General features: G+C 65.0%; 18 protein-coding genes. 4 read left to right on the forward strand and 14 right to left on the reverse strand.

Translation table 11 applies throughout. The features are described from left to right. Position 1 precedes the first annotated feature (1 nt). From Har1129_RS14005 to Har1129_RS14025, 5 genes are read right to left on the reverse strand one after another with little or no spacing between them, the layout of a single operon-like run. Entirely contained in the window at positions 2 to 454 is a 453-nt protein-coding gene (locus Har1129_RS14005; protein ID WP_151101214.1) for a TIGR00725 family protein, read from the reverse strand. A gap of 39 nt (positions 455 to 493) precedes the next feature. Further along, positions 494 to 1927, reverse strand: coding sequence for a poly(3-hydroxyalkanoate) polymerase subunit PhaC (gene phaC, locus Har1129_RS14010; protein ID WP_151101215.1), 1434 nt, complete (start codon positions 1925 to 1927; stop codon positions 494 to 496). Positions 1928 to 1929: 2 nt separating this feature from the next. Beyond that, positions 1930 to 2475: a poly(R)-hydroxyalkanoic acid synthase subunit PhaE gene (locus Har1129_RS14015; RefSeq protein ID WP_151101216.1), complete on the reverse strand. Its 546-nt coding sequence runs from the start codon at positions 2473 to 2475 to the stop codon at positions 1930 to 1932. Between the two features lie 45 nt (positions 2476 to 2520). Beyond that, complete coding sequence (locus tag Har1129_RS14020) at positions 2521 to 3078, reverse strand: hypothetical protein (RefSeq protein WP_151101217.1); 558 nt, start codon at positions 3076 to 3078, stop codon at positions 2521 to 2523. Positions 3079 to 3085: 7 nt separating this feature from the next. Beyond that, the gene (locus Har1129_RS14025) at positions 3086 to 3385 is read right to left on the reverse strand and encodes an AbrB/MazE/SpoVT family DNA-binding domain-containing protein (protein WP_004960320.1); all 300 of its coding nucleotides are present in this window, start codon (positions 3383 to 3385) and stop codon (positions 3086 to 3088) included. Between the two features lie 300 nt (positions 3386 to 3685). Here Har1129_RS14025 and Har1129_RS14030 point away from each other — a divergent pair, with 300 nt between their 5' ends. Next, the gene (locus Har1129_RS14030) at positions 3686 to 4231 is read left to right on the forward strand and encodes a MaoC family dehydratase (protein WP_151102156.1); all 546 of its coding nucleotides are present in this window, start codon (positions 3686 to 3688) and stop codon (positions 4229 to 4231) included. Position 4232: 1 nt separating this feature from the next. On the opposite strand, the gene Har1129_RS14035 is transcribed toward Har1129_RS14030, so the two are convergent. The 5 genes from Har1129_RS14035 to Har1129_RS14055 form a co-directional block, all read right to left on the reverse strand. Beyond that, the gene (locus Har1129_RS14035; protein ID WP_151101218.1) at positions 4233 to 5075 is read right to left on the reverse strand and encodes an alpha/beta fold hydrolase; all 843 of its coding nucleotides are present in this window, start codon (positions 5073 to 5075) and stop codon (positions 4233 to 4235) included. Between the two features lie 78 nt (positions 5076 to 5153). Next, complete coding sequence (locus Har1129_RS14040; protein WP_151101219.1) at positions 5154 to 6458, reverse strand: NADH:flavin oxidoreductase; 1305 nt, start codon at positions 6456 to 6458, stop codon at positions 5154 to 5156. Continuing rightward, positions 6455 to 6673 carry a hypothetical protein gene (locus Har1129_RS14045; RefSeq protein WP_151101220.1) on the reverse strand — a complete coding sequence of 73 codons (219 nt, stop codon included), beginning with the start codon at positions 6671 to 6673 and terminating at the stop codon, positions 6455 to 6457. The genes Har1129_RS14040 and Har1129_RS14045 overlap by 4 nt, the downstream gene beginning before the upstream one ends. A 37-nt stretch (positions 6674 to 6710) precedes the next feature. Next, a complete protein-coding gene (cgi121, locus tag Har1129_RS14050) occupies positions 6711 to 7238 on the reverse strand; it encodes a KEOPS complex subunit Cgi121 (RefSeq protein WP_151101221.1) in 528 nt (175 codons plus the stop codon). Further along, entirely contained in the window at positions 7238 to 9640 is a 2403-nt protein-coding gene (locus tag Har1129_RS14055; protein WP_151101222.1) for an ATP-dependent DNA helicase, read from the reverse strand. The genes cgi121 and Har1129_RS14055 overlap by 1 nt, the downstream gene beginning before the upstream one ends. A 115-nt stretch (positions 9641 to 9755) precedes the next feature. Here Har1129_RS14055 and Har1129_RS14060 point away from each other — a divergent pair, with 115 nt between their 5' ends. Continuing rightward, entirely contained in the window at positions 9756 to 10001 is a 246-nt protein-coding gene (locus Har1129_RS14060; protein WP_151101223.1) for a ferredoxin, read from the forward strand. On the opposite strand, the gene Har1129_RS14065 is transcribed toward Har1129_RS14060, so the two are convergent. Then, positions 9991 to 10437, reverse strand: coding sequence for a MaoC/PaaZ C-terminal domain-containing protein (locus Har1129_RS14065; RefSeq protein WP_151101224.1), 447 nt, complete (start codon positions 10435 to 10437; stop codon positions 9991 to 9993). The two genes, Har1129_RS14060 and Har1129_RS14065, sit on opposite strands and share 11 nt — an antisense overlap. An 84-nt stretch (positions 10438 to 10521) precedes the next feature. Here Har1129_RS14065 and Har1129_RS14070 point away from each other — a divergent pair, with 84 nt between their 5' ends. Then, the gene (locus tag Har1129_RS14070) at positions 10522 to 11991 is read left to right on the forward strand and encodes an MATE family efflux transporter (RefSeq protein ID WP_151102157.1); all 1470 of its coding nucleotides are present in this window, start codon (positions 10522 to 10524) and stop codon (positions 11989 to 11991) included. Positions 11992 to 12029: 38 nt separating this feature from the next. On the opposite strand, the gene Har1129_RS14075 is transcribed toward Har1129_RS14070, so the two are convergent. Continuing rightward, the gene (locus Har1129_RS14075; RefSeq protein WP_151101225.1) at positions 12030 to 12416 is read right to left on the reverse strand and encodes a RidA family protein; all 387 of its coding nucleotides are present in this window, start codon (positions 12414 to 12416) and stop codon (positions 12030 to 12032) included. Positions 12417 to 12583: 167 nt separating this feature from the next. Between Har1129_RS14075 and Har1129_RS14080 the strand changes: the two genes are divergently transcribed. Continuing rightward, complete coding sequence (locus Har1129_RS14080; protein WP_151101226.1) at positions 12584 to 13369, forward strand: hypothetical protein; 786 nt, start codon at positions 12584 to 12586, stop codon at positions 13367 to 13369. Positions 13370 to 13393: 24 nt separating this feature from the next. Here Har1129_RS14080 and Har1129_RS14085 read toward each other — a convergent pair whose 3' ends face one another. Both Har1129_RS14085 and Har1129_RS14090 read right to left on the reverse strand, forming a co-directional pair. After that, entirely contained in the window at positions 13394 to 14521 is a 1128-nt protein-coding gene (locus Har1129_RS14085) for an ORC1-type DNA replication protein (RefSeq protein WP_151101227.1), read from the reverse strand. Between the two features lie 85 nt (positions 14522 to 14606). Beyond that, entirely contained in the window at positions 14607 to 16652 is a 2046-nt protein-coding gene (locus Har1129_RS14090; RefSeq protein WP_151101228.1) for a helix-hairpin-helix domain-containing protein, read from the reverse strand. Positions 16653 to 16665 lie beyond the last annotated feature (13 nt).

Raw genomic sequence — 16665 nt, forward strand, 5'->3', positions numbered from 1 at the left:
GCTACTGCACGGCAGACTCGACGTATTCGACGGCTTCGGCAGGTGTGTCGACGTGTTCGATTGCGTCGCCGCCGTCGAGGCGGTGCGTACCGAGCCCGGCGACCGGCCGGTTCATGTCCAGCGCGTGGCCGAGTTCCGAGAGCGTCCCGGTGCCGCCGTCGATGGCGATGATGGCCACACCATTCATTACGACGAGGACGTTCCGAGCGTTGCCCAGCCCGGTCGCGATTGCGGTGTCCACGTAGTCGTTCGCCGCCGCAGAACGTTCGCCCGGAAGGATACCGATAGTGTGACCGCCGGCCTCGCTCGCACCCCGACAGACTGCTTCCATCACACCGGTGAGGCCGCCACAGACGACCTCGTGGCCCTGCTCACCGAGTCGTCGTCCGACCTCGCGTGCCTGTTGGTACTGGTCGTCGGTGACTGTCGAGCCGCCGATAACGGAGACGCGCATGGCTAGTCGTGCAACAGGAAACAGAAAAACGACACCGGATTACAGTTGGTCGAGCCAGTCCTCCGCACGGGACTCAGTGGTCTCGGCGATGTCGGCCAGTTCGGCCGCGTCGTACTCAGCCAAGTCCGCAACACTGTGGATACCAGCGTCGTACAGCCGTTCGGCGTAGGTCGGGCCGATACCGGAGACGCTATCGATATCGGCGGATTCGTCAGTCGCATCGTTTTCGTCCTCAGTAGCGTCGGCATCGACATCGGCAGTCGCGTCGACGTCGATGTCGCTGAGTTCTGACTGGTCCACTGTGTCGTCTTCGGCCGCTTCCGGGGATTCGACCTCGATGTCGACTTCCTCGTTCCCCTTACTGCGCTCCGAGTACCATTCGGCGACCTCGGGCCAGAGGTCGGCGTGGGTCGACGACGAAACGGAGAGGCCGATGTGACCCGTCGAGAACTCGATAGTTCGCGTGTCGTCGCTAGCGATGACATCGTTGAACGGCTTCGAGGCCTCCGGTGGGATGAGGTGGTCGTACTCGCCCATGAGCTGGAGGACGGGCATATCGATGTTGTCCAGATCGACGTGCTTGCCGTCGAGTTCAAGCTCGTTTTTGTAGAGTTTGTTGTCCTGATAGACATCTTCGAGGAACTGGACGTAGGCCTCGCCGGCCACGTCGATGCCGTCACCGAGCCACTGCTCCATCCGGCCGAAGTTCTCGACGAAGCCCTCGTTCTCCATGTTCTCCGCGAAGCGGATGTACTTCGTGACGTAGTTCTCGACCGGGTCCATCAGGGCGAAGCCGATGTCGAGCATATCCGCGGGGACGTTCCCGAACGTATCGACGACATCCTGCGGGGAGTAGTACTCCTCGGAGCCCCATTCTTCGAGGACGCCGCCCGTATGGTCGAAACACAGCCCGGCGGCCATCAGCCCCAGAGTGTTGACTTTCTCCTTGTGGAGGGCGGTGTACATCACCGACATCGTGCCGCCCATGCAGTAGCCGAGGATATTGATAGCATCCTGACCGGACCGCTCGCGGACCACGTCGACGCAGTTGTCCATATAGCGGTTGACGTAGTCGTCGAGCGTGAGGTGCTGGTCGAGCCGCGAGGGCTCGTTCCAGTCGATGAGGTACACGTCGTGGCCCGCTTCGAGCAGGCGGCGAACGACCGACCGCTCCTCCTGTAAGTCGAGGATGTACGGGCGGTTGATCAGCGCGTAGACGATGAGGATCGGAACGTCCTCCTTCTCTTCTTCCGGGACCTCGATACCGGCGGCCTCGGCGTCGTAGTGGAGGAGTTCGAGTTTGTTCTCCTCGTAGACGACGTCACTTGGCGTCTGACCGACTTCGACGGACTCCATCAGCTCCAGTCGCTCGTCGGCGATCTGGCTGGTCTCGGCGGCATCAGTCATGTTCTCCAGCGTCTTGCGCTGCCAGTTGAGCGCGGCCTCGAATGGATTGAATGGGTTGCTGGACATGGTTACTCTTCCAGATGTTCGAGAACGCGGTCGAGCTTCTGTTCGACCGCGTGCTGGCGGCGCTCTAGTTCGATGAGTCGTTCAGCCACCTCATCAACGTCGTCACGTGTCGGGAAGCCCATCTGCTCCAGAGCGTCCTGACTCAGGTCGTCCGCCTCCTGTTGCATCTCCATCATCGACTCGACGAGCTGGCCGTTGGCGGCCGCAAACGCCGAGGTCCCCATGACGTGCTTGAACGCTTCGTTGGCGGACTGCAGCCAGATGTCACGGAACTCGGCGGGGTCGACGTCCTCGCCTTGTGCGGCGTCGGTCGAGCGCTCGACCATCTGCTCGGCGGCGTCGATCCACTCCTCGTAGGCGCGGTTGTAGCCGTCCATCCCGTCGGCAAGGTCCTCTTCCTTGGGAATCGTGTCCTCAACGGCATCTGCCCACGACTCCACGAAGGCCGCCTGCGCCTTCATGTTCTGCTCCATCGAGTCAGCGACCGCGTTGTTCATCTCCTCAACCATCTCCGTCCATTCCTCCTGAATGTCGTTTGTGTTACTCATAATAGTACTTCGGCGGCGGGCGCACAAAAAAACCGACTGTCGTAGTTACGCTTCGACGTCGACAGCGTCGGCGGCTTCGGCCTGCACTTCCTCGACCTGCTCCTGAATCTCCTCGACCTGTTCTTGGACCTCTTCGAGTTGCTCGCCGAACTGCTCGGCGGCCTCGACGGACTGGGCTTCGAGTTCCTCGTGGGCCTCGACGAGCATGTCGACCTGATCGTTGACGGCGGTGACGTACTCGTCGGTCATCTCGTCATAGGTATCTGCGCCCTCTTCGAGCTCGGTTTCCATGTTGTCGAAGACCTCGGCGTGGTTCTCGAGCAGGAAGTCGAACTGCTCGTCGACGGTCTCGCGGATCTGCTCGACGGTTTCTGTCATGCCGGGCATCGTCGACGCCATCGCGTCGAGGTAGCTGTGGAACGCGGTCTGCTGAAGTTCGACACCGCGGCGCTGGGCCGATTCCTGCGTGTCGAGGCTATCGATGACCGCGTTGTTGACGTTCTGCTGGAAGGAAACGCTCTGTTCGAGCGCCTTCTGACTCTGCTCAATCGTGGCGCGCTGCATCTCGAACGCTGTCGTGACGGGGGTTGTGTAGTCTACCATTGTTGGATTACTCGCTGTTGTTGTTAGTGACCGGGAGGACGACGGCTTGAACGATATCGCCTTCGTCGATGCCAAGCGCCTCTCGCTCCGCATCGGGAATGCTGATCCGACCCCCGCTTTGCACGCGGGTCTTGAACGTCGCCATCTGGCTCATGGCACCGAGCTGATTCATATCGAAACTCGGCATGCCTCCGCTGGCGAACATCTGTTTCATCAGCTGCTGTTGCTGTTCCATCGCGTTCTCGCTCGCCTGTTGCATCCCCTTGAACATCGGAGGCCACATCAGGCCATCATCCTCGTCGGCCATCGGTCAACTACATGTACTCTCCTCAACAATATAAACCTTCCGCTGAAAACCATTGATTACCATTGAATGGCAGAGAGTGGTATTAGCGGTTAAGCAGCGTCGAGGGGCGTGCTCCGCCCTGTAGCACCGATAACTGCAGAGCTAAATACCCGTCTGACGCCCGTTAGACGGTGTTTACCGACAGCTGAGGCGAAACCAACACCAAGGTTTAATACTCCGACCAATTAACTACCAGAACAGATGAGTTCTGAATCGCCACGGAACCCGCTGTTAGACACATGGACTGAAACATCGTCACATATGTTCAACAGCGTCGTCGCAGCTAACCGGGCAGCGTTCGCCGCGTTCGGCGTCCAGCAAGAGGATGAGAACGGCGTAACGCCCGCAGACCGTATCGAACCGGACGAAGACCTCCCCGAATGGCACGTCTCGATATCCGAAGACCACCCGGGCCGTCTCGGCGTCGGCGACCACGTCGATTTCACGAAGACGATCTCGGAAAACGACGTGCAACAGTTCGCCGCCGCGAGCGGTGACACGAACCCGCTTCACTTGGACGACGAGTTCGCGGAGCAAACGCGCTTCCGCGGCCGTATCGCCCACGGGACGCTCGTCGGCAGCCTCATCAGCGCGGCACTCGCGCGTCTGCCCGGGCTGACAATTTACCTCTCGCAGGATCTGGAGTTCCACAATCCAGTCCGCATCGGCGACCGACTCACTGCCGAATGTGAAATCGTCGAGGACCTCGGCGACGAACAGTACCGCCTGACTACGCGGGTTCTCACTGACGACGACGTCGTCATCGACGGCGAAGCGGTCGTCCTCATCGACGACCTGCCGGAGTAACTCAGCAGAAGGCTCTAACAGCCCGGTTGAAGCGGTCAGGGTGTTCCCGCGGCGGACAGTGCCCGCAGTTCTCGAAGATTTTCAGCGTGCTGTCAGTGAGTGTCCCAGCAGCCTGCTCGGACCACCGACGGGGGAGCAGTGGGTCGACGGCCCCGTGAATCAGCATCGTCGGCACATCTATTTCGGCTAACCGGTCTGAGTAGTCAGTCCGGAAGCCACACCACTGGAACTCGCTACGCTGCCAGCGCCGCATCGCCCGGACAGTCTGTCGGTCGACAGCGCTATCGACATCCTCGACCAGTTGCTGTGGCGGTTCGCCGGGACCCATACTTCGGAGACTGTTTCGGATCGCCGACTGAGATGATCCCACGCCCTGCCAAAGCAGATTACCGAGTATCGGCGTCTGCAAGACGCTGCTAGCCGCTGTGCGCCAGTAGGCGTCGGTTCCCAGCCCGTAGCTGTCGACTAATATCAGGCGTTCGACGGGGCCGCCATCGAGCGCGTGGCCGAGTGCAATTGCGCCGCCCATCGAAAGGCCAGCCAGCGCGGGTGTTTCGATGCCGAGCGCGTCGATGAACTCGGACAGAGTCTCAAGATAGTAATCGGTCGTGTACGCGCGGTCGGGCTTGTCGCTGTCGCCGTGGCCCGGTAAATCAAGCGCATACACCGTCCGCTCCGGTGCGAGTGCGGGCAGTGCGTGTCGCCACGAGACGGTTGCGGCATCCAGCCCGATACCGTGGAGAAACACCAACGGCGGCCCTTCGCCGCCGGTCCGGTAGTGAATGTTAACGTCCTCGCCGTCGACGGACAGGTCGACGCGTTCGGACGTAATCCCTGTAGTCATCGGCGTTCGTTCGGGACCGGAGGCGTATGAGCCTTTGTATCCGCCCAGTTATCACGGTGTTCGGTCGTCCGGGACCGCTCACTCGGAGCGCTCGTACGCACCGTCCCGCCGGAGTCGGGCCTGCTCGCGGACGATAGCCGGCGTCCGACAGCGGCCCGGTTCGCCGGTGACCTGCGGCACGGTGCAGTTGTTACAGCTCTCACACAGCGCGTCCGCGCCGTCGAGCAGGCGCACGCCGAGCCGCGGCTCCGCGTAGAACGGGCGAGCCATCCCGACTGCGTCGGCGGCGGGGTCGTCCCCACCCGCGCCGAGATACTGGTCACAGTCGGCACGCGTTCGAAGCCCGCCCTCTAGCAGGACCGGCACGTCGACGCGCTCGCGGACCGCCCGGCAGAAGTCGGCGTTCCAGCCCGGCTCGTGGCCGAAGCGGCGGGCCTGTAGTCTGTTGAGTATCCGAACGGCGCGCGCTCGCAGCCGGCCGCCGAAGACTGCCGTGTAGTCGTCCTGCAGGTCGCTTGCATCCCAGGCGCGGTCTGGGAACGCGCCGCGGACGATGCTCATGTCCCAGAACGCCGACACCGCAACCGGAACGAGCCCGTCGTACCCGATGGCTGCCGCCCGCTCGGCGATGCTTACGCCATCTGCCCGAGAAAGATACCGTCGGACGAAACGGGGCGCAGCGGTCTCGGCCGGGACCTTCGTGACCAGCGGGACGTCGCCGGCGTGCTCCCGGACAGCCTCGTGGACCGCTTCGAGAAACCGGACGCCGTCGCGAAACTCATCGTCCCGGCGGTTGTAGAACGGCGAGAGGAACTGCTGAATCAGGCTCATGTTTGCCGCCGAGAGGTGAATACCGTCGTAGCCCGCGTCGACGGCGTAGCCGGCACACCGCCCGAACTGCTCGGCCAGACTCCACACCTCCTCAGTCGAGAGCACAGCCGGTTGCAGCGAAATCAGTCCGACCCGGTCGAGTGCCCGGAGCTGCCACGGCGGACGGCTGACAGCGAGCTGGTGCTGGTGCGGATGCTGTCGACGATATTCGGCATGCCACGTCGCCATACTCCGGAGGCCGCCGTGGGCCAACTGCAGGAAGATGCGGCCGCCGTGGTCGTGGACAGTGCCGGTGAGCCGTTCGAGCCGTTCGACGAAGGCCGAGTCGTTGACCCGCGTCATGTTCGGTGCGGCACAGCCGCCGCGGTCGGTGACGATACTTGCCCCTTGAAAGAGAAGACCGACACCGGAGGCTGCCGTCGGTTCGAGTTCGTCGATGAGCATGTCGACGGCTGCCTCGCCGTTGCCGGCACACTCCAGTACCGGTGCGCGGTACAGTCGGTTGGGGACCTCGACGCCGCCAATTGATAGCGGCGTCTCAAGCGTGGTCACGACTGCTCGCGGTCGTCGAACATCGTCTCCGGACGGGCGCTGTGGTCAATCGCAGTCGAGAGGCCTTCGGCGGGTGGAGCAGCGCTGCCGTACTCGTCTGCCAGTTCCGCCACGCGGACCGGGTACGCGGCCCCGCCGGTAGTGCGGTCGACCGTCGTCTCGACCCGGCGAGCGCGCTCACTGGCCCGCCGCCGTTCCGTCCGCTGTAGTTTCATGTGTATTACTACCATAGAAGTCGGCAAAATTCTATCGCTACTTTTCGACCGGCAACAGTGCGACACGCTCCCGGACAGCGTCGGGAAGCCCACCTGCTGTCGCGGCGAGTTCGGTGTCGGTCACGTCGAAAAACGACCGGACGCAGTCCTCGTCGTACTCGCCCAATGTGGACGTAGCCGTAAGCTCCTCGAAAACGTCGTCCGCGGCTGCTTCGATACTGGCTCGGCCGTCTTTTCCTACGTGAGAGTTCCCTGTTTCAGAGTCGACGACGACCGCGACGATGGGACAGGTCCCCTCGCTGACGCCCATTGTCAACGCCCGGTTGATCTGGCGGCGGCCGGCCGCGTACAGCAGTATCTCGACACCGAAGTCGTCGGCGATGGCGTCACCCCGAGCGCGGGCCCGCGTGGCGAGGTCGACGGCCAGTTCGAGGTGGGCGCGGTCCGCGACGTAGCGGGCGTCGAACGCCTGTACGGTGACGCCGTAGCGGTCACCGATTGCACTGAGTGTCTCCACGAACGCCCCCACGTCATCGATATCAGCAGTGCCCTCAATGACCTCCATCAGAAATCACCCAGACTGGACTGGTCGTCGTTAGCTGTCGATTCGGCGCTCGTGTCTGCTTCTGAACCGTCATCGAGGTCGACGGAGACGTCAGGCGCGGGCTCGATGCCCTCCATCGACGGGTCCCGGTGACCCGCGTTCTCCAGCACGTTCTCGGCCGTCTTCCGGCGACCCCGAAGCGCCGCCAGCACGACCGACTTATCAGCGTCCCGGAGTTCGGCGCGGTCAGTGATTCCGGCCTGAAACAGCCGACGTGCGCGCTTTCGACCGACGCCGCGGACGCCGGCCAGATCGACCAGTTCTTCGCGGACGCCGTGTTCGACGCGGATTCGGGCCTCGCTGATCGCCCGTGCGGCGTCCAAGTCGACCTCGCTGGCCAGCGATTCCGCGGCCCCGAGCAGCCACTGGGCCGTCTCGACCTTCCCGCGGATGTCGCCCGGCCCAACGCCGTAGCGCTCGGTGATAGTCGCCTCGTCGACCTCTGTGGCCCAGTCTTCGAGCAGGCGGGCGGTTTTCAGCGCCGAGAGCCAGTCCTCGAAGCGGCCCTCCTCGAACTCCGACGGCGTCGGGCCGAGCAGTTCGTCCTCGCGCTCGAACAGTTCCATCTCGTACTCCTCGCGGTCGCCCGAACGGAGATATAGCTGGTACATATCCGGCGTACGCGAGACGAGATGGTACAGTCCCAGCGCGGAGATGTCGTCCGGGTCTCTGTTGGCATCGTCGCTCCCGTCAGCGTCTTCGGCCAGTTCGTTAGCGGTGGTGAAGCCGCTGTCTGCCGGCGGTTCCGCGGGCGCGTCAGCCGGTGACCCGCTGGCAGAGGTGCTGTCGCTGGCCCCTCGCTCCCAGTCACGGAGGCCGTCGACGATTTCGGCGGCGCTCATCGGGTCCAGATAGAGCCGCGAGACGGTGTGGCCCAGCGACGTGGCGTCCAGCTCACCCCCTTCGATTTCGAGGAAGTCGTTCCGCTGGAGATACGTGAGCACATCGTCGACCACCCGTTCGAGCTGGCCGCTGTCGTCAGTCTGGCTGGCGTACAGCGTCTGTTCGAGGAACTCCAGCAGGCCCTCTCGCGACCGTGCGAAGCCGGAGGCGACGGTCGCGAGGATGTGGGTCCGCAGGGCCGGCTCGGCCGCGAGTTTCGACCGGACCGGCTCCGGGTCGGCCCAGACGTACCGCTCGAACAGTTCATCCACCTCGTCGTGGCTGGAGGCGATGAGGACCGCCTCGCCGTAGGGGTCGAGCCCCGGGCGGCCAGCCCGCCCCATCATCTGATGCACTTCGAGCACCGATAGCGGGGCCATGCCGCCGGCCGAGCCATCGTAGCGCCGCCAGTCGCGGACGACGACGCGACGGGAGGGCGTGTTGACGCCGGCCGCGAGCGTCGGCGTCGCACAGACGACCTTCACCAGCCGGTCCCGGAAGGCGTCCTCGACGAGTTCGCGGTGGCCGCGAGAGAGGCCGGCGTGGTGGAACGCCGCCCCGTCGGCGACGGCGTCCGCGAGGTCGTCGCTCGTCTCCGTATCGCTCACGTCGCGGATTTCCTCGGCAATGTCGGCCAGTTGGGCCCGCTCCTCGGCGGTGAGATGGGGCCGAACAGTGTTTGCGAGCCGACCCGCCGCCGCCTCGGCGTTGCGCCGGGAGTTGACGAACACCAGCGTCGATCCGTCGTCTTCCAGCGTGTCCCGGACGATGGCCGCGGTCTGTTTCTCGTTGTTCTGCACAGAGAGGCGCTGCTGGCTCCCGTCTTCGAGATGCAGCGCCTGCCCGTAGTGGACCCCCTTCTGGAGGTCGATGGGCCGCCAGTCCGAGTCGACGAGGCCCGCGTCGAGCCACGTCGCCAGCGCCTCCGCGTTGCCGATGGTCGCCGACAGCGCGACGGTCTGTAGGTCGGGGTTGAGCCGCCGGAGTTTCGCCAGCGTCACCTCAAGCGTCGGCCCGCGCTCGCCGTCGTCGACGAGGTGGACCTCGTCGGTGACGACGCAGGTGAGGTCTTCAATCCAAGGGGCGTCGTTGCGGACCAGCGAATCCACCTTCTCGCTGGTCGCGACGACGATGTCCTTGTCGGCGAGCCAGCCGCCTTCAGACTCGTAGTTGCCCGTCGAAACGCCGATGTCGAGGCCGTACTGCTCGAACTCCTCGAAGTCGGCCTGCTTCTCGCTGGCCAGCGCCCGAAGCGGGACGATGTACAGCGCCGTCCCACCGCGGGCGACCGAGGAGAGCATCGCTAGTTCCGCGATGAGCGTCTTCCCGCTCGCCGTCGGAATCGATGCGACCAGATTCTCTCCCTCGGTGACCCCGGCCTCGACGGCCTCGGCCTGAGGCGGATACAGCTCCTCGATACCGTCATCGCGCAGGTGGTCCGGGAGCCAGTCGGGCACGCCCGGCAGGTCCGCAACGTCCATTACACCCCGATTGGGTCCTGTCCCGATTTAAACTGTCGCACTGCCACCGCTTCGGTTCGCTTGGCCGTCGAGCGCCGAGGGGAACGCCTTTGCCCGCGAGCGGCCAACACGAGGTATGCGAGTCGAATACGAGTATGACACCTGTATCGGTATGTTCCAGTGTGTCGCCGAGTGGGACGCCTTCGAGCGCGACGAGGACGCCGGCAAGGCGGTGCTGGCGGACAGCGAGGAACAAGAAGCGGACGTGTTCGTTCGAGAGGTCCCCGACGACGCCGAACTGGACGCGAAGTTCGCCGCCCGGACCTGTCCGGTCGACGCCATCACAATCTACGACGACGACGGCGAACAGCTCATTCCCTGATTATTCCTTCGACAGTCGCTTCGAGCACGACGGTTCCGGCGGTAGCACCATCTTCCAAGGTCGTGGCTGCTGTGTCGGCCTGACCGGATTCATCGCCGCGGTTGACGCGCCGAACAACCACATCACCGACCAGAGCGACGCCGGCGTCTGCACGCGGGGCAACGCTCTCGACGGTCAGTTCACAGACAAGCGTTTCGCCGGTGTACACCGGACGCTGGAACTGCAGTTCCATCCGCGAGGCGAGCACTTCCAAGTCGCCGCCGATGCTGGTCAGCAGTGACGCGGTGAGCAGCCCCTGAACCATCCGCCGGCCGTCTCCAGCAGGCTCCGTGTGGCGAGGCTGGTCGTCTCCGGAGAGAGCGGCGAACTGGTCGACGTCTTCGGGCCGGAACGTCCGGGTTTCGGTGAACGTCTCGCCGACTTCGACGGGAGGCATATGCCCGGGGTGTCGGCGCTCTACGGCAAAAACCCACGGCCTCGTCCGAAACCCACAGGGAGCTGGGACCCCGAGACATCGGCGATGGCGAATGGTGGTCCCCTCCGCCGTCTGCTGACTGCGTTCCCCGCGATGCTGGCCAGTGCAGGGCTCGTCGACCGAGAGAAGGCGACCGCCGCGACCGACCTCGCCGCGCCGGTAATGGTCACAGGTGGCCTCCGTATCCTCCTCCGACTCGCCGACTTCCTGATGGTCGGTCTGGCGCTCGGTGATGCAGCCATCGCCGGCCTCGAACTCGGCTTCCAGTACTATTTCGTCGGGTTCGGGCTCTCGCTTGCGGTGTCCTCCGGGACGATCAGCGTCGTCTCGCGGCTGCAGGGAGCCGACCAGCCCGAGCGGGCGGATCTCGCCGTCAAACAGTCGCTGTGGCTCGCGTTGCTCATCTCCCTCCCGCTGTCGGCGCTGTGCTGGCGCTATCCCGAGCTGCTGGTGGGAGTTCTGACCGACGACACGGCGACCATCCGCTTCGGCGCGACGTATCTGGCTATCGTGATGCTCTCGCTGGCCCCGCGGTTCTGGAGCATGGTCGCCGCCCGCGCGCTGGCGGGCAGCGCCGACACACGAACGCCGATGTACGTCCGCCTGCTCACGCTGCCGACGAACGTCCTCCTCAACGCCGTGCTTATCTTCGGCGTCGGCCCGTTCCCCGAACTCGGTATCGCCGGCGCGGCGTGGGGAACGACCATCGCGAACACGCTCGCGGCGGTGATATTCCTCGGGCTGTTGCTGTCCGGGCGGTACGTCGTCACGCTCCACGCTGGCGGGCCGCAATTCAGTCCCGGGCTCATGCGCGAAATCGTCCGCGTCGCCCTGCCGCTGTCCGGGATGCGACTGCTCCAGACGTTCGCCCGCTTCCCGTTCCTATTCATCCTGGGCGTGCTGGGGACGCCGACGCTTGCGGCCTACGCCATCGGTCGCCGGGTCATGCTGCTGGCGCTGATGCCGGCGTGGGGCTATGCGACCGCCGCGTCAACGCTGGTCGGACAGTCGCTGGGGGCCGGTGACGAGCGGGAAGCGACCGCCTACGGCTGGCAGACGCTCCGAGTCGCTCTTGCCGTCCAGCTCGTCGTGGCACTCCTGCTCGTGATGTTCGCCCGGCCCATCGTTTCTCTGTTCGGAACTGCCTACCCCGACTTGGCGGCGGCGTTCGTCCGCGTCTTCGGCCTGCTCGTCGCCGGCTTCTCCATCTCTCGGACGATGCGGGGCAGTCTTCGGGGAGCCGGCGACACCCGCTGGCCGCTGTACGGGACATTTCTGGGCGGCTACTGCTACCGGCTCCCGGTGGCTGCTCTCGCCCTGCCGTCGTCGTTCGTCGTGACAATCCCCGTTCTCGGCATCGCCGTCTCGCCGGGGCTCGGACTCGGACTTCCTGCCATCTTCGCCGCGCTCGTCGGTGATTTCTACCTGAAAGCCGCGGTCAACGCGGGCCGATTCTGGTCGGGCGGATGGCGCGACGTGGCCAGACAGTCGGGCGTCGGTGCGGCCGACGACTGACGCCCGACGGACGTCTCACGGCTCCGCGTCCGATCGTATCACTCGACCTGTGCGACCGCCTCGACCTCGACGACAGCCTCCGGTGTGGCCAGCCCGCTCACTTCGACCATCGTCGCCACGGGGCGGACATCGCCGAAGAACTCGCTGTGGGCCTCGCCGACCCGTTCCTGATCGTCGATGTCGGTGACGTACATCCGCGTCTGGACCACGTCCTCGATAGCGGCGTCGAGGTCTGTGAGCGCATCCGCAACGATACCGAAGGCGTGTTGCGTCTGTTCGTACGGGTCACCCGGCGCGACGACCTCGCCATCGTCGTCCGTGGCGATGGTGCCGGCGACACGAACAGTGTCACCCGCACGGATCGCCCGCGAGTAGCCGACCTGCTGTTCCCAGTCGGTGGCCGTCGAAACGCGTTCGCGGCGCATACCCGGTAGATGTACCAGACCCCCAAAACCGTTTCTCAAGTTTTAATGTCCGGCCCGAGATACCCATTCCCATGAGCAAGGCCACGAAAATCGTCCTCGGAACCATCGGCGTGTCAGCACTGCTGTCGATCGGCATCGTCATCAACCTCGTCCTGTTCTCGGCGTAGATGTTCACCGAGCGTTCACTGACCGGCGAGCTGCCGGCAGTACGTGAGGCATACGCCCCGGAGACGCTCGTACTGAACTGCGACCGCGACTTCGAGACGCTGGACCCCGCGGTCGCCGAGGAACTCCTGCTGGTGACCGACGGCCTCGATCAGGTGTCCTACGACGGCGCGTGGCTGCCGACGACGGCTCCAGAGGTGCTACAGGAGTACATCGGGAACGACCTCACCATCGGGATGCCGGGCGACGGCGGCGTCGCTTGGACGCGCCAGACAGTCCCGCCCTGCGTGTTCGTCAAGCCGCGACTGGAGACCTCGCCGGACCCCTTCGTCTCGTTTCTCGTCGCTGAGGCGCTGGTCGAGGTCAGCCTCGACGAACCCGAGCATTTTCTTGGCTTTTTCGCCGAGCAGTACCCGGCGTTCGTGACCGCTACCGAGGAGCATCTCGACGCGAACGCCCGGTACCAGCTCGCAGCAGCAATGTACACCGCGTATCTGGGCCTGCAGACTCGTTCGGAGTTCACCGACTGGGCCGACGACTATCCCGACCTGTACGCGGCGTGGGACGACGCCGGCGAGCGGCTACAGCCCCGACTCGGCGACCTCCCCAGCGAGATCGCACAGGGCCAGACAGAGTTCGCCGCGGCCGCCGAACTCGCCTGCAGCGGCATCAAACACGGACTCGACCTGCCCGCGCCGTTTGCCGCGCTCGACACCGACGCGTATCTGGAGTACGGCGCTGACTACGCCGTCCAGTGGGCCGAGACGACCTTCGAGAAGATGGAGTGAGTAGTTGCGTTAGAACACGTTGTATTACAGCCGCTCCAGCACCGCATCAGCGTCGTAGTTGAGCGTCAATTCCCGCGAGCGACCGCGTCCCTCGACGTCGGTGTACTCGGCGTCGATGATGTCGAGCTGGTCGAGCTTGTTGATTATTTCCGAGTAGCGGGTGTAGCCAAGGTCTGTCTGCTCGGAGAAGGCGTCGTAGATGTCGCCGGCCTGCTGGCCGTCGTGGGCGGCGATGACCTCCACGAGCGCGGTTTCCGAGTCCGACAGCTCCCGCAGCCGCCGGGAGAGGTGGACGTATTTTGACTTGTCGTAGGCCGCCTCGACGTCCTCGGTTTCGACGGCGCGGGAGGCGCGCATCTCGGCGTTCATCCCGGCCCGGCGCAGGAGGTCGATACCGACCCGGAGGTCCCCGCCCTGCTCCTCGGTCAGTTCGGCGACGCGGTCTAACACTGTGGGACCGACGACGTCCTCGTTGAACCCCCGCTCGACGCGCTCGCTGAGTATATCTGCGATTTCGGCCTGCCCGTAGGTATTGAAATACACCTCTTCGGGCCGGAACACCGACTGGACACGCGTGTCGAGCGCGTCGATGGCGTCCAGTTCCATATCCGAGGAGACACAGATGACGCCGATTTTCGCGCCCGAGTGGGCCTCGTGGGCGCGCAACAGCGAGTACAGGGTGTCGCTGGCTTCGCTCTCGTAGAACAGGTAGTTCACGTCGTCTAAGGCGACGACGAGCACCTCGTCTTCCTCGACCAGCTTATCGGTGATCTGGGAGAACAGCTTCTTGAAGGAGATGCCCGAGGACGGTGGCTCGTAGTCAAATATCTCGGCGAACAGCCGCGAGAAGACGGCATAGCGTGTCGAGTCCATCTGGCAGTTCACACGCACAGTCTTCACGTCCGTCTGGGCGGTGAGTTCGTCGAACAGGATCTGGACGGCCGTCGTCTTCCCGGTCCCCGGTGGCCCGCGAGCGATAACGTTGAGCGGGCGCGATCCCCGAACGGCCGGCCGGAGTGCGTACTTCAGCGTCTCCATCTGGGTGTCCCGGTGTTTGAACGTCTCCGGGAGCCAGTCGATTTCGAAGACGTGTTCGTCCCGAAAGACGGACTCGTCCCAGCCGAGCATCCGGTCCTCGGGGTCGTCGCTCATCACTTTCACCGAGCTTCGCAGCCCACTTAACCATTTGCCACAGCTTCACGCGCAGTGACAGATACGCGGCGTCTCGGGTCAGTCGCTACTCGAACTTCCCGAGCAAATCGCTGTAGAAGCCGTCCTCGTCGGTCCCGTCGTCAGCGAGCTTTTCGACGATAAGCTCCGGCGTCGAGCGGGCGAGCTTTCCCTTGACAGGGGAGCGTTCGACACGCAGTTCGCCGTTTTTCAGCCCTTTCGCCTCGATGCCGTCAATGCTGATATCGGTCTCGGCGGCTTCGCGGATGTCACGCGCGAGGTGGGAGACGAAGATGGCCGTGGCCTGACGTTCGCCGAGCGCTTCGAGGATGCCGGCCATAATCTTCGCGCTGGCTCCGGGCTCGGTTATCGATTCGAGTTCGTCGACGAGCACCATCACCGGGCGGTCGTCGGTCCCGGCCGCTGGCCCATCGGTAGCGGCACCGTCCTCTGGGTCTGGATTGCGGTGATCCACATCAGCGACGAGGTCACCGAACTCCCGCAGCGTGGCCTCGAACGCGCCGGCGTCGAGCGTCCCCTGCGTCTTGGCGTGGTAGTGGAGTTCGGAGATACGACCCACGCGGGCCGCCTCCGCTGGAACGGGCAGACCCATGTGTGCCAGCGTCGTCACCAGCGCCACGAGGTCCAGCGTCGAGGTTTTCCCACCGCTGTTGACCCCCGAGAGGACGGTCACGCCCTCGACGTCGTAATCGACGGGCTCGACGGCTTCGAAGGGGACATCGAGCAGCGGCGAGCGCCCGCCCTCGATGGCGACACCCTCGGATTCTGTCAGGTCTGGCATCACACAGTCGAAATCGTTGGCGAAGCGGGCAATCGCCAGCTCCACGTCGAGTTCGAGCGCGGCATCGACCAGCCCGGCAGCGTCCTCGCGCATCTCCGCGAGGTCGTCGGCCAGTTCCCGCTTCCGGCGGGTAGCGCGCTGGTCGCGCGCGGCGGTCAGTTCCTCACGGAGACGGGCGACGACATCCTCGCTGTGTTCGACCGGGTAGGCGGGCTCGTCGGGAAACGCCCGGCGGGCCGTCGCCTCCATGTCCCGGAGCGCCAGCGCATCGACGAGATGGTCGCGGGCCTTCTCGACGGCGGCGGCGTACTCGTCGGCCAGTTCGCGCTGGAGCAGCGAATCGACGCCCGCGCCGCGCTCGACCAGCGACAGCAGGTCCGTCCCCTCGATGGTCACGTCCTGCTCCTCGATAGCTTCCCTAAGGTGGTCGTTAGCGACGCTCTCGGCCGTCGACACTGCCGCGTCGAGGTCGTCGACAGCGGTGGTGAGGCGGTCGAGTTCCTCGTCGCCGCTGACGCTCCCGTCCTCGTCGAGCTGGTCGAGCGCCGACAGCAGCGTCTGCAGGTCACACGGCGCGTCGAGGTCGGCGACGCGGTGGACCTCGGCGGCGGCCCGTATCCGGTCGCGGTTGCGGGCGAAGAAGGTGAGTACGCGTTCGGGGACGACGGATTCTGGTTCCTCTAGCGCCGTCGGTTCCACCCGCACGTCACCCTCGATATCGACGCCGGCGAAGGCCTCGTCCAGCGCGACGACCGTCGAGTACGACCGGGCGAGTTCGGCCAGCTGGCGGGCGTCGTCGACGACCTCGACGCTGACCTCCGGAATCGCGGCCTGTGCGTCGGCGTAGCGTTCGGCGTCGCGGGTGGCCAGACAGCGGTCCCGGACCCGAACGTCGCCGGGCTCGGCCAGCGGTTCGACGGCCGACAGGGCGTCCAGAACCGCTGCGTCGGGTTCTCGCTCCATCGCCGCCTCGGCGAACGAGCGGACTTCCTCGATTCGGCTGCGAACGCCGCTGGGGTAGATCGTCTCCAGTCGCTTCGCGGCGTAGTCGGTCACCGTCCGGTCGGTCAGCAGGGCCAGTGCGTCCTCGTGAATCTCTCTGGCGCGTTTCGTCGCGGCGAACCCGCCGGGGTCGTCGTGTTCGGCCCGAATCGCACCACGAGCGATGCGGGCGGCCCGGCCCTCGCTGATGCCCGGTGCGCGTGCGAGCGACGCCACGTCGCCGTCCCGGAGTGCCGCCTCCGGGTCGTCTAGTTCCCGGAGCGCCGCGGCTGTCTTTGCCCCGACACCCGGAACCGATTCGAGCTCCATCTGCCCGCTCATT

Origin of the sequence: Haloarcula sp. CBA1129 (genome assembly GCF_008729015.1) — an archaeon.
Taxonomy (GTDB): Archaea; Halobacteriota; Halobacteria; order Halobacteriales; family Haloarculaceae; genus Haloarcula.